This is a genomic window from Desulfomicrobium aestuarii (assembly GCF_055385525.1).
The window spans coordinates 2,647,563-2,660,803 of sequence record NZ_AP042427.1 but is presented as its reverse complement, the minus strand read 5'-3'; the positions used below and the strand labels follow the sequence as shown (position 1 = coordinate 2,660,803).

Below are 13,241 nucleotides of genomic sequence, written 5' to 3'. Positions count from 1 at the left end.
GCGGGAAGTCCGGGGCGCCTCCCCCACCCTGTGCACGTCCGGAAGGTGCGTGGACGAGGTGGCGCTTACGGGGCCGCCGCGTACAGCCCCTCCTGCAGGGAGGGGCCGTACGCGGCGGGTGTGCGCAATGTCAGGAGATGCCCAGCCGCTTTTCCAGTTCGGCCACGATGAGGGTCGTCTTGATGACCGTGTCGGGGTTCAGGGACATGGACCCGATGCCGCACTCGACCACGAATTCGGCGAACTCGGGGTAGTCGCTGGGGGCCTGGCCGCAGATGCCGATGTACTTGCCCTTTTTCACCGCCACCTCGATGACCTGCCGCACGAACTTCTTCACGGCCGGGTTGCGCTCGTCGTAGACGTGGGCCACCAGGGACGAGTCGCGGTCGACGCCGAGGATGAGCTGGGTCAGGTCGTTGGTGCCGATGGAGAAGCCGTCGAAGACCTCCAGGAACTCCTCGGCCAGGATGACGTTGGACGGGATCTCGCACATGCCGATGACCTTGAGGCCGTTCTCGCCCTGCCTCAGGCCGTACCCGGCCATGGTCTCGATGACTTTTTTGGCCTCCTCCACGGTGCGCGGGAAGGGAATCATGATCTCGACGTTGGTCAGCCCCATGTCCTCGCGGATTTTCTTCATGGCCCGGCACTCCAGGCCGAAGGCCTCCCTGTACCCTTCCGAGTAGTAGCGCGATGCCCCGCGCCAGCCGATCATGGGGTTCTCCTCGTCCGGTTCAAAGAGCTTGCCGCCGATGAGGTTGGCGTACTCGTTGGACTTGAAGTCCGAAAGACGCACGATGACCGGCTTGGGGTGGAAGGCCGCGGCCAGCATCCCCACACCCTCGGCCAGCTTGTCCACGAAATACTCGGCCTTGTCCGCGTAGCCCGAGGTCATGTCGGCGATGGCGCGCTTCAGTATCTCGTCCGGCAGGTTTTCGTAGTTCAGCAGGGCCAGGGGGTGGATCTTGATGTAGGAATTGATGATGAACTCCTCGCGCGCCAGCCCCACGCCTTCGTTAGGGATGAAGCTCTTCTCGAAGGCCTGTTCGGGGCTCGCCAGGTTCATCATGATCTTGGTCTTCGGCTTGGGCAGGGCGCCCAGGTCCGTCTCCTGCACCTCGAAGGGCAGAAGGCCCCGGTAGACCGTGCCCACGGACCCTTCGGAGCAGTCCACGGTCACCGGTTCGCCCTGGTTCAGGCGCGTGGTGGCGTTCCCCGTGCCGACGATGCAGGGGATGCCGAGTTCCCGGCTGACGATGGCCGCGTGGCAGGTCCGGCCGCCGCGGTTGGTGACGATGGCCGAGGCGATCTTCATTATGGGCTCCCAGTCCGGGTCCGTCATGTCCGTGACCAGGACCTCGCCCTTGCGGAAGGCGTGGATCATGCTCGCGGACTTGATGACCTGCACGGGCCCCTGGCCGATGAGCTCGCCCACGGACTGCCCCTGGACCAGGACCTCGCTCTTTTCCTGCAGCACGTACTTCTTGAGGGTGGCTCGGTCCTTGAGGGAATGCACGGTCTCAGGGCGGGCCTGGACGATGAACAGTTCGCCCGTCTGGCCGTCCTTGGCCCACTCGATGTCCATGGGCGTGAACTGGCCGCGGATGGCGCTGTAGTGCTCCTCGATGGTGCAGGCCATGCGGGCCAGGGCCACGACCTCGTCGTCGGACAGGACCAGGCGGCGGCGGTCCTCCTCGGGCACGGCCACGTTCTTGGTCGGGGCCTTGGCGTCGGTGGTGTAGATCATCTTGATGGCCTTGCCGCCGACGCGCTTCATGATGATGGGCTTGAACCCCTGCCTGAGGGTCGGCTTGAAGACGTACCACTCGTCGGGGTTGACCGCGCCCTGGACCACGTTTTCGCCCAGGCCCCAGGCGCCGGTCAGGAACACGGCGTCGCGGAAGCCCGTCTCGGTGTCGATGGAGAACATGACGCCGCTGGCCGAGAGGTCCGAGCGGACCATCTTCTGCACGGCGATGGACAGGGCGATGGAGAAGTGGTCGAAGCCCTTGTCCTGGCGGTAGGAGATGGCGCGGTTGGTGAAGAGGGAGGCGAAGCAGCGCTGGCAGGCGTCCAGGAGGTCCTCCACGCCGCGGATGTTCAGGTAGGTCTCCTGCTGGCCGGCGAAACTGGCGTCGGGCAGGTCCTCGGCCGTGGCCGAGGAGCGCACGGCCACGTCCACGCCCTGGCCGTACTGCGTCTCCAGCTTGCGGTAGGCTTCGGCGATGGCCCCCTGCAGGTCGGCCGGGAACTCCAGGCCGCGGATGAGGGAGCGGATGCGGCTGCCCCTCTCCATAAGGTTGTCCATGTCGTGGGTGTCGAGGCCCTGCAGGATGCTCTTGATCCTGTCCATGGCGCCCGAGCTGTCCAGCAGATGGCGGTACCCCTTGGCCGTGACGGCGAATCCGCCGGGCACGGGCACGCCCTTGGCCGTCAGGTTGCGGTACATCTCGCCAAGGCTCGCGTTCTTGCCGCCCACCAGCGGCACGTCCTCGATGCCGATCTCGTCGAACCAGAGAACGAAGGCGTTTTGCTTGTTCACGGAAATCCTCCTTGCGTGCGAATCAGGCTGCGGTTTCCCGGTTCATTCATGCCAGCCCGCGGTGATTTGCGCAACTCGGCGTGGAGCTTGCGGGAAAACTTTCTGATCGGTTTGGTCGGGAAGAGCTGCGATCGGGCGCGTCGTCAAGTTGTAACAAACTGATCCCGTTGAAAAAATGCACAAATGTTCGTTTTGTTACAGGCGTGTTTCAGAATCGTAAAAAATCTTTTCTTACCGGCAGAGATACTCTACAGGAATTCGGATTTCGGTTCGCTGTCATACGAATGTAACACAAGGATCACGGATACCACATGTTTGATGTATTGATTCAGACCCTTGGCGGCCTCGGTATTTTCATCCTGGGCATGAAGTTCATGACCGAAGGCCTGCAGATGGCTGCGGGCAACAGGATCCGCAACGTCCTCAAGGCCGTCTCCAACAACCGGGTCGTCGGGTTCATCACGGGCGCGGGCGTCACTGCCCTGGTCCAGTCGTCGTCGGCCACCACGGTCATGCTCATCAGCTTCGTCTCGGCCGGCCTGATGAGCCTGAACCAGGCCGTGGGCGTCATGCTCGGCTGCAACGTCGGCACGACCATGACCGCCCAGCTCATCGCCTTCAAGCTGTCGAACCTGGCGCTGCCGGCCATCACCATCGGCGTCCCCCTCAAGTATTTTGCCCCGCGCAAGAAGTACCGCTACCTCGGCGAGGTCATCCTCGGCTTCGGCCTGCTCTTCTTCGGCATGACGGTCATGGGTGACGGGCTGCGGCCCCTGCGGTCCGATCCCGAATTCATCGCCTTTTTTACCAAGTTTGACGCCTCGAGCATGGGCGGCGTGCTCCTGTGCGTGGCCACGGGCTGCATCCTGACCATGATCCTGCAGTCCTCGTCTGCCACTGTGGGCCTGACCATGACCCTGGCCACGCAGGGACTGCTCGACTTTCCCTCGGCCATGGCCTTGGTGCTGGGCGAGAACATCGGGACGACAATCACCGCCGAACTGGCGACCATCGGGTCGAGCTGCAGCGATTCCCACCGGGCGGCCAGGTCCAACACCATGTTCAACGTGCTCGGTGTGTGCATCATGCTGACCATCTTCCCGTACTTCTTGCAGGGGATTGAGTGGGTGAGCATGAACGTCACGGCATCGCAGCCGTGGGACACGCAGGTCGGCGGGGAGTACCCCTACGTGGGCCGTTTCCTGGCCAACGGCCATACCCTCTTCAACCTGACCAACGCCGTGGTCTTCCTGGTCTTCCTCCCGGCACTCATCCGCGTCGGCACATGGTGCTCGCCCAAGGACAAGACCGAGGGCGACGACCTGTTCCGGCTGCCGGTCTTCGACCAGCACGTCGAGGACAACCCCGTGGCCGCCCTGGCGCAGGTCCGCGGCGAGATCCACCGCATGTCCCAGACGGTCCACGCGGCCTACGCCAACGCCCTGGAAGGCCTCGAAAAACGGGACCACCGCACCGTGCGTCTGCGGCAGCGCTACGAATCGCACATCAACGACGCGCACAAGGCAGTCTCGACCTTTCTGGCCAAGACCATGCAGGGAGAGCTCAACGAGGAGACGTCCACCGACATCGCGGAGCAGATGCGCATCGTCAACAACCTCGAACGCATCGGCGACGCGGTGGAGGCGCTGGGCCTGCTCTGCGAGGACATCGTCGACAAGGAACTCAAGTTCAGCGAGAACGCCATGGGCGATCTTTTCGTCATCTCCGCCAGGGTCGACGAGTTCCTGAAGATGGTGTCCGAAGCCCTGATCAAGCAGCCGGAACAGCTGATGGAAAAGGCCGAGGAGCTTGAGCGGGCCATCGACTCCATGCGCGAGACCATGCGCGACGCCCACATCGAGCGCCTGAAGATCGGCAAGTGCGGCATCGAGGGCGGTCTGGCCTTCATCAACCTGCTGGCCAGGCTGGAGAAAATCGGCGACTACTGCTACTCCATCTCCCGGACTCTGGCCAGCGAACGCTGACCCCTGCGGCCGGACATTCCCGCGCGACCTTTTCGTGCGGGAATGTCTTGCGCCATCGTCTCCCCCCCGCTATCCTTCCTGCAAACAGGCGCGCCGTCCCGGCTCGCCCCGTTTGTCGGAGGGACAATGCGCATCCCCGCCTTCGCCTCCATACGCACAAGCCTCATCTGCCTGGTGCTGGTCGCCATCCTGCCCGCACTGTGCATCATGCTGTTCACCGGCTACTCCCTGCGCGAGAACACCATCCAAAGCGCCCGGAGCGCTGCCCTGAGGCAGATTCAGGTCATGGCCTCGCACCATGAGCAGGTCGTGGCCAACGCGCGTCTGATGCTGGCCACCCTGACCAGGGCCAGGGAGGTGCAGCAGTTCGACGCGCTGGGCTCCCAGCTCCTGCTCGAGGAGATGCTCTCGACCAACCCTGCCTACGTGGCCCTGGCCCTGTCCGACGCAACGGGCCGGATCGTGGCCGTGTCCCCGGTGGAATCCTTTGTCAGCATCGAAGGGGAGCCGTATTTTGTGCAGGCCATGCAGACGGGGCGGTTCGCCATGGGGAATTACCACCTCGTGGACAAGAGCAGGCACGTGCTCATGGAGTTCGCCCAGCCCGTCATCGATCGCGACGGCACGACGCGCGGCGTCCTGGTGGCCTCCTTCGACCTGAGCTACTTCGGTCAGATATTCGTCGACTTCCATCTGCCAGAGGGTTCGGTCTTCACCCTGACGGACCATGACGGGCTGCGTCTGACACGGTTTCCGGAAACCGAGAAGTACACATGGGTGAACGACCTCCCGCGTATGGTCGAGCGCATGTCCGGCCAGGAGGAAGAGGGGACCTTTCTGGAGCGGGGAGTGGACGGCGTGCGGCGCCTCTATGGCTTCAAGCGCCTGAATTTCCCTGACACCCCGTTGCAGGGCCTCATGATCCGCCTCGGGCAGCCCGAAGGCCTGGCCCTGTCGGCGGCCAGGTGGGCCATGGTCTGGAACTTCATGTCCCTGGCCTTGGCCGCTGCCCTGGCCCTGGCCGCGGCCTGGTTCGTGGGTGAACACACGATTCTGCGGCGTCTGGAACGTCTCATGGCGGCCACGGATCGTCTGGGCACTGGTGATCTGAGCACCCGCACGGGCCTTGAGCACGCCGACGGCGAACTCGGGCGGCTGGCCGCGGCCTTCGACCGCATGGCCGCGAGCCTCGAAGTCCACGACCACGACCGGCGGAGGGCCGAGGAGGAGTGCTGTCTTCTGAACTCCGAACTGGAGGAGCGCGTCTTCACGAGGACGGCGGAACTGGCCAGGGCCAACGCGGACCTGCAGTCAGCCCTGGAGAACCTGCGCCAGGCCCAGAGCCAGCTGGTCATGTCCGAAAAGCTGGCGGCCCTCGGCGGGCTGGTGGCGGGCGTGGCCCACGAGATCAACACCCCGGTGGGCGTGGCCCTGTCCGCCACATCGACCATGGCCGAGAAGAACCGGGTGCTGCGCGGCCTCTTCGAGCGCGCGGAGATGAAACGTTCGGACCTCTCGGAGTATCTGGAGTCCAGTCGGGAAGGCCTGGAGATGAGCCTCATCAACCTGAACCGGGCCTCGGACCTGATCCGCAGTTTCAAGATGGTGGCGGCGGACCAGATCTCCGAGAACCGCAGGAGTTTCAACGTGCGGGAGTACGTCGGCCAGGTGCTCCTGAGCCTGCGGCCCAAGCTGAAGAAGACGAGCCACACGGTCGAGGTGGTCTGCGACGAGGACTTGGTCGTCGAGAGCTACCCCGGCGCGTTCTCGCACATCCTGACCAACTTCATCGTCAACACGCTGACCCACGCCTACGATGAGGGGCAGGCGGGGCACATCCGCATCGAGATCAAGCGAACCGACGGCGTTCTCAACATGACCTATTCCGACGACGGGCGGGGAATGCCGCCCGAAGTTCAGGAAAAGATATTCGAACCGTTCTTCACCACGGCGCGGGCCAAGGGCTCCACGGGGCTGGGCCTGCACATCGTCTTCAACACCGTGACCCGCACCCTCGGCGGGACCGTCACCTGCTGCAGCGCGCCGGGCCACGGCACGACGTTCCAGGTGCGCGTGCCCGTCGGGCAAGGAGAGGCATGACCGACAACGACGAGATCCTGTTCAAGGAAGAGGCGCCGGAACCTGTTTCCGGGGCCGGCGAGGCGCCCTGGAAGATCCTGATCGTGGACGACGAGGCCGACGTCCACAGCGTCACGGTCTTCATGCTGTCGGGGCAGGAATACCGCGGCCGCAGGTTCGGATTCCTGCACGCCCACAGCGCCGCCGAGGCCAGGGCCGTGCTGCGCGAGCACGACGACATCGCCGTCATCCTCCTGGACGTGGTCATGGAGGCCGACGACAGCGGCCTGCTACTGGTCCGCCACATCCGCGAGGAGCTCAAAAACCTGGCGGTACGCATCATCCTGCGCACGGGACAGCCGGGCAAGGCGCCCGCGGCCAAGGTCATCCTCGAGTACGACATCGACGACTACAAGGAGAAGACCGAGCTGACCCTGGAAAAGATGCTCGTGACCATCGTCTCGGCCCTGCGCAGCTTCAGCTTCATCACGACCATCGAGGACAACCGCCAGGGCCTCAAGCGCATCATCGAGGCCTCGTCGGACATCTTCGAGCGCCAGTCCCTGCAGAAACTCGGCTGCGGCGTGCTGAGCCAGCTGACGGCCATCCTCCAGCTCAAGCGCGACGCCGTGTACAGCCACGCCTCGGGCCTGGCCGCGTCGGGGCTCAAGGGGCGGTCCGTGGTCCTGGCGGCCACGGGCGAGTTCAGCGAATTCGTGGAGCGGCCCATCGAGGACGTGCGCGGGGATACCGTGCATCGCGCCCTGGCCAGGGCCCGCAGCAAACCCCACGGATTCTACTGCGATGACGGCAAGTGCGCCTGGTACTTCATCAGCAGGACAGGTTCGGAAAACTTTCTCTATTTCGAGGTCGGCCGGGAATTGGACGAGAACGACCACGACCTGCTCGAACTCTTCTTCACCAACGTCTCCCTGGCCTTCGACAACCTGTTCCTGAACAAGGGCATCGAGGACACCCAGAAGGAGATCATCTTCCACATCGCCGAGACCATGGAGTGCCGCTCCGCCGAGACCGGCAGCCACGTGCGCCGCGTGTCGGAATATGTGCGCCTCATGGCCCTCAAGTACGGTCTGCCAGAGGAGGAGGCGGAGATGCTCAAGATCGCCTCCACGGCCCACGACCTGGGCAAGATCGGCATTCCCGACTCCATCCTGAACAAGCCGGCCTCCCTGACGCCCGCGGAGTTCGACGTCATCAAGAGCCACGTGCAGCGCGGGTACGAACTCCTGAGCCGTTCGACGAGCCCCATCATCCAGACGGCGGCTCGTATCGTGCTGCTGCATCACGAACGATGGGACGGGATGGGCTACCCGCAGGGCTTGAAGGAGGAGGAAATTCACGTCCACGGGCGGATCGTCGCCGTGGCGGACGTGTTCGACGCCCTGTCCAACAAGCGGGTCTACCACGACGCGTGGAACTGGGACGAGGTGTTCGAGTATTTCCTGGAGGAGAGCGGCAGGCATTTCGACCCGTGTCTGGTCGACATCCTGCTGGAGAACCGTGAGGAATTCACGGCCATCTGGGAGCAGTACCACGACGAGTGCGGGGTCTGCTACACGGCTCGTGAATCGGCTCGGGACGGTGCGAACCGTCCCGAGTGAATGGTCGGGGCGTTACTTCTGCTTTCCTTTGCCGCCGCCCTGGTCCGAGGGCAGCAGGTCGTCGCTGTTGCCGGGGCCTTTCTTGTTCCCTTTCCCGCCGGCCTTGTCGGAATTTCCGCCCTTGTCCGGCTTGCCTCCCTTGCCCGGACCATTGTCCGATGGCCCGCCTTTTTTCGAGGTCCCGCCCTTGTCGTCATAGCCGTAGGGACGGCGCGGGTCGTAGCCGAAGTCTCCGCTCTTGAGGGCGTGGAACTCCGCCGAACCCGGCTTGATGCCGAGTTCCTTGGCCATGACGCCCCAACCCTGCCCCTTCCTGGAGCCGTACACGCCCATGATCCTGTCGCGGCTAAGGCCCGTCCAGCGTCCGAACTGGAGGATCATGAACGCGTCGGAAAGGCTGCCCGTGGTACCCATGATGAGTTCGACGTCGGAGTAGGGCACCCCGAAATGGGAGCCGATGCTGGCGACCGCGCCATGCCTGTCCGCGGCGGCCTGGACGTTGATGTTGTCGAGGAAGGTATCGAGGGCGTCGGCCATGGCCGGACCGGCGCAGCACAGCAGGATGAAGATGGTGAGAATGGTTTTTTTCATGAGGTCGCTCCTTGGGTGGAATTTCCGAAAAAGAGTGGCTGCCAGCCACCCCGCACCCATAGACTCGAATCGTGGCGCGGGCAATACGGAGCCCACCCCGGGGCGCTCAGGCCCCGAGGATCTCCAGAACCCGGTCGGCCACACGCCGGGGAGAAAGGTTTTCAAGGCAGGCGTGATCCTTGCGGGCGCAGAAGTTTTCGTTGCAGGGCCTGCAGGGCAGGTCTTCGAAGATGTCGCTGTGCGCCTCGGAGGGGAAGCGCCAGCCTCCGCCCGTGGCGCCGAGGATGGTCAGGGTGGGCGTGTTCACGGAGACCGCGAAATGGCGCGGGCCGGAGCAGTTGCCCACGTGCAGCCGCGCCATGGACTGCACGGCCGCCATCTGCCGCAGGCCGATGAGCGTGTCCGGCAGGACGCAGGCTTCGGGAACGGGGCAGTGCTCCAGCACCTCCCGGGCCATGGCTTCCTCGCCGGGGCCGAAGAGGATGAAGAAACGCAGGTCCGGGCGCGCCGCATGGACCCTTGCGACCATGTCCGCATAGTGGCGGGCGGGCCAGAGGCGGGTGGAGCGGCGGTGGGTCGGGTCGAGGGTGATGAATCGGCCGCGCTCCAGGTCGAATCCGGCCAGATAGGTTTCGGCCCAGCGCTTTTCCTCGTCGGTCAGGAACAGCTCCGGGGCCTGGCCGTTCCAGACGATGCCCAGCGGCGCGAGGATGCCGGCCCTGAATCTGCCCGAATACCCGGGAGTGGGGGGAGCCCAGTGGGTGTAGAGCAGCCGGTTGTACCACGGCGGCGGATAGGTCAGGCGGACCTCGGCGCGGCTCAGAAGGGTCACGAAGCGGCAGCGGGGCAGCTGCTGGAAGTCCACGACGAGGTCGTAGTTTTCGGCGGCGATGCGGGCGTAGTAGCGCAGCTCCGCCAGGAAGTTGGGCAGGGCTTTCTTGTCCAGGGCCCAGACCCGGCGCACATGCGGGTTGTTATCGAGGACCGGGGCGCACTTCTTTTCGGTGAAGACGTCGATGGCCGCGGCCGGGTAGCGTTCATGCAGGAGGCGGATGGACGGCGTGGTCAGCAGCACGTCGCCGATCTGGCGCAGCTGGCAGACGAGGATGCGTTCGGGGCTGAAGGACGAAAGATCTGTCATGCAAGGTTCCGGATGAGCTCCGCGTACGGCTCGAGGCCGCGGGGCGGGTTGAAAACGGTTCTGGCCGTGGAGCCGCCGTGGACGAGGGCCTCGATGCGTTCGGCCAGCCCCGCGTGGTCGGTCGGGTCGGCCAGCACGGCCTCGGGCGCCAGGAAGGCGGAACTGCCGTTGCAGGCCGTGGAGACGACGGGCAGGCCGCAGGCCAGGGCCTCGAGCACGGCGTTGGCGCAGGCGTCGTAGAAGGTGTTCAGCACGAAGATGTCCCCGGCCTGGTACAGGGCCGGCATGTCGTCCACCCGGCCTAGGAAGCGGACCCTGTCCGCGACGCCCAGGGAATCGGCCAGCGCGAGCATCTCGGAGCTGCCCCGACCGCCGGCCACGGCCAGCCGGAAGGAGGCGGGCAGGAGGGCCAGGGCGCGGATGAGGATGTGGACGCCCTTGAGGCGGAAATTGGTGCCCGCGGTGATGATCAGGTCCCCCTGGACCGGGAGGCCGAAGCGTTCGCGCAGGGCGGGCTTGTCCTCCGGTCGGCCGGGGTGGAAGCGGTCGAGGTCGGGCTGGTTGTAGATGACGGGGATGCGGCCGGCGTCGAGGAAGGGAAACGCCTGCGTCGTCAGGTCGCGCACGAAGTGGGAATTGGCCACCAGAACCCGCGTGCGGCGCGCCTGCAGGCCTTCGATGACCCGGGCGAGCTGCTTGCCGGGCGAAAGGCGGCGGGAGAGGGTTTTCAGGGTGCGCGGCAGGCCTTCGTCGTAGGCCTTGATCGAAAGGCCCCAGAAGAGCCCGGTGGGGCCGCCCGAAAGGCGGGCGACGTCCTGAAACACGGTGTTTCCCAGCCCGACGGTCACGTCGAATTTCTCCCTGCGGCGCACGTACTCGGCGGCCAGGGCGAACCACAGGGTCTTGCCGAGCTTGCCCGGCACGGGCCGGCCGACGCGGATGATGCGCACGCCCTCGGGGGCCTCTCCGTCCTGCCTGGCGCAGACGAAGGTCACGTCGAAGTCGCCGCACGCGGCCAGATAGCCGGCCAGGCGGTGGCCGAACTGCTCGGCCCCGCCGTAGCGGCTCAGGTTCGGGAGCATCAGGGCGACGCGCTTCATCGCAGCCCCTCGTACACGGCCATGGTGCGGGTCAGGAAATCCCGCTCCGAAAGGCCGGACATGCGGCGGCGCTGGCCTTCGCGCAGGGCCGTCACCAGGCTCGGGTCCGTCATGGCCGCGCGGATGCGCAGGGCCATGGCGTCCACGTCCCCGGCCGGGAAGAGGGCAGCGGGTTCGAGCAGGTCGGGCATGACGCCCACGTCCGTGCCGACCAGGGGAACGCCCGTGGCCATGATCTCCAGGGCCGCCCGGGCGATGGTCTCGGACCAAAGGGAGGCCACCACTCCCAGGTCCAGGGCGTTCAGGCAGGCGGCGATGTCCGGGCGCTTGCCGGTGATGGTCGTCACGTCCTCGACGCCGTGCTCGGCGATCCAGTCGCGCACGGTCGCCTCCGGCGTGGCCGAGTCGAAGCCCAGCAGGAGGAGGCGCAGATTCCCCGCCCCCTCGCGGCGCAGTCGGCTCACGGCCTTGATCAGCTCAAGCTGGCCCTTGACGCGGTCGAAGCGGCCCAGGAGCCCGACGACGAAATCACGCTCCCCGTAGCCCAGCTCAGCCCGGATGCGCTCCCTGGCCGTAGCGTCGGGGTGGAACGCGGTCGTGTCCACGCCGCCGAGGATCTCGTGCAGCCTGGACGGCGACATGCCGAAGGCGTCCCGGAAATGGCGGGTCATGGGCGAGTTGGTGGTGATGACCGCGTCGCTGACCGCGTTGTGCAGCCAGCGGTTGACGATATTGGCCTTGGGCAGGCGCTGGTCGCCGCGGGTGCGGACCAGCCCGAAGGAGCCAAGCTCCTTGCGCAGCAGCCCCCACAGGAGGAAGGCCTCCCCGCGGTGGCAGTTGACTACGTCGGGCCTGAACTCCCGCACCAGGGCCTTGAGTTCGGCGTAGAGCGCGGCTATGCCCCAGGGCGTGGTCGTGTTCAGGTCCATGAGCCGCATGGGCAGCCCCCACTCCCCGCCCTTGCGGGCCGAGAGGGTGCCGGGCAGACCGAGGACGAGCACCTCGTGGCCGGCCTCGATCAGCAGGCGGCCGAGGAACATGCCGTACCACGCGGTGGCGTTGAACCACCGCACATTGACGACCTGGATGCATCTCATGACATGTGTTTCCGTGATTATTCCCACCCACAACAGGGCGGATGTTCTGGGCCGGGCCGTGGCCTCGGTGCTGGCGCAGAGCCTCCCCGACCTGGAGCTCATCGTCGTCGACGACGGCTCCACCGACCGCACCGCAGAGGTCCTGGCCGGATTCGACGATCCCCGGCTTACGGGAATGCGTCAGGAAAATAAAGGGGTCAGCTCCGCCCGCAACCTGGGCATCGCCGCCAGCCGGGGCCGCTACATCGCGCTCCTGGACTCGGACGATTACTGGCTGCCGGAAAAGCTTGAGCGGCAGGTCCGCTTCCTGGTCGAAAGCGGTCTGCAGATCTGTCAGACCGACGAGATCTGGATCCGCGACGGCGTGCGGGTCAACCCGCGCTTCAAGCACGCCAAGCCCGCGGGCTGGTTTCTGGAAAAATCTCTGGAACTGTGCCTGATCAGTCCGTCGTGCGTCATGTTCTCGCGTCGGCTGTGGGACGAGCTGGGGCCGTTCGACGAGCGCCTGCCGGCCTGCGAGGACTACAGCCTGTGGCTGCGGGTCGGGGCGCGCCATCCCGTCGGGCTCGTGCCCGAGGCGTTGACCGTCAAGACCGGTGGGCACGCGGACCAGCTTTCCCGGCGCATCATCGGCCTGGATCTGTACCGCGTCTACGCCGTCGTCGATCTGTTGCGGACCATGGACCTGACCGCCGAGCAGCGGGCCATGGCCGTGGCGTCCCTGCGGGAACGGGTCCGGCTCTACGCCCAGGGATGCATCAAGTACGGCAAGGACGAGGAGGCGATGCGAGTGCGGGAGCTGGCGGCGCCTTTCCTGCCGTGAATTCCCGGCTGGGGTTCACTCCCGAATCTTTCGACACACAATTTCGATTCCACGTCAACGTACCAGTCTCCCCATTTCACCCGCCTTGTTGATGCATACTTTTCCCGACGACATATAGAACCGTTCCCAATGTCATGCTCCTGCGAGACATGATACGTCCATGCCTGTCCGTCCGCGCCGGGGAATAGCGTCCGATTCCCTTCCCGCGGAGGCCAAAGCCATCAGGGCGGCTCATGTTCCTCTCTCCCGCCAAAAGACCCT

9 protein-coding genes are annotated in these 13,241 nt (G+C 65.5%); 4 read left to right on the top strand and 5 right to left on the bottom strand.

Annotated features, from left to right (window positions below; translation table 11 throughout):
- Nucleotides 1–130 precede the first annotated feature (130 nt).
- On the bottom strand, nucleotides 131–2,542 hold the full coding sequence (ppsA, locus tag ACZ5AC_RS12050) for a phosphoenolpyruvate synthase (protein ID WP_464247846.1): 2,412 nt from the start codon (nucleotides 2,540–2,542) through the stop codon (nucleotides 131–133).
- Nucleotides 2,543–2,853: 311 nt separating this feature from the next.
- Here ppsA and ACZ5AC_RS12045 point away from each other — a divergent pair, with 311 nt between their 5' ends.
- From ACZ5AC_RS12045 to ACZ5AC_RS12035, 3 genes are all read left to right on the top strand, one after another.
- A complete protein-coding gene (locus ACZ5AC_RS12045; protein WP_464247845.1) occupies nucleotides 2,854–4,527 on the top strand; it encodes a Na/Pi cotransporter family protein in 1,674 nt (557 codons plus the stop codon).
- A 126-nt stretch (nucleotides 4,528–4,653) separates the two neighbouring features.
- On the top strand, nucleotides 4,654–6,627 hold the full coding sequence (locus ACZ5AC_RS12040) for a sensor histidine kinase (protein WP_464247844.1): 1,974 nt from the start codon (nucleotides 4,654–4,656) through the stop codon (nucleotides 6,625–6,627).
- Nucleotides 6,624–8,228, top strand: coding sequence for a DUF3369 domain-containing protein (locus ACZ5AC_RS12035; protein WP_464247843.1), 1,605 nt, complete (start codon nucleotides 6,624–6,626; stop codon nucleotides 8,226–8,228). Before ACZ5AC_RS12040 ends, ACZ5AC_RS12035 begins: the two co-directional genes overlap by 4 nt.
- Before the next feature lie 12 nt (nucleotides 8,229–8,240).
- Here the strand turns inward: ACZ5AC_RS12035 and ACZ5AC_RS12030 are convergent, their stop codons facing one another.
- The 4 genes from ACZ5AC_RS12030 to ACZ5AC_RS12015 all read right to left on the bottom strand — a co-directional run bounded on the left by ACZ5AC_RS12030 (nucleotide 8,241) and on the right by ACZ5AC_RS12015 (nucleotide 12,157).
- A complete protein-coding gene (locus tag ACZ5AC_RS12030) occupies nucleotides 8,241–8,819 on the bottom strand; it encodes a hypothetical protein (protein WP_464247842.1) in 579 nt (192 codons plus the stop codon).
- Nucleotides 8,820–8,925: 106 nt separating this feature from the next.
- A complete protein-coding gene (locus ACZ5AC_RS12025) occupies nucleotides 8,926–9,960 on the bottom strand; it encodes a glycosyltransferase family 9 protein (RefSeq protein WP_464247841.1) in 1,035 nt (344 codons plus the stop codon).
- Nucleotides 9,957–11,060, bottom strand: coding sequence for a glycosyltransferase family 4 protein (locus ACZ5AC_RS12020; RefSeq protein WP_464247840.1), 1,104 nt, complete (start codon nucleotides 11,058–11,060; stop codon nucleotides 9,957–9,959). The genes ACZ5AC_RS12025 and ACZ5AC_RS12020 overlap by 4 nt, the downstream gene beginning before the upstream one ends.
- Nucleotides 11,057–12,157 carry a glycosyltransferase family 4 protein gene (locus ACZ5AC_RS12015; protein ID WP_464247839.1) on the bottom strand — a complete coding sequence of 367 codons (1,101 nt, stop codon included), beginning with the start codon at nucleotides 12,155–12,157 and terminating at the stop codon, nucleotides 11,057–11,059. The genes ACZ5AC_RS12020 and ACZ5AC_RS12015 overlap by 4 nt, the downstream gene beginning before the upstream one ends.
- Between ACZ5AC_RS12015 and ACZ5AC_RS12010 the strand changes: the two genes are divergently transcribed.
- Complete coding sequence (locus tag ACZ5AC_RS12010) at nucleotides 12,156–12,980, top strand: glycosyltransferase family 2 protein (RefSeq protein ID WP_464247838.1); 825 nt, start codon at nucleotides 12,156–12,158, stop codon at nucleotides 12,978–12,980. The two genes, ACZ5AC_RS12015 and ACZ5AC_RS12010, sit on opposite strands and share 2 nt — an antisense overlap.
- Nucleotides 12,981–13,241 lie beyond the last annotated feature (261 nt).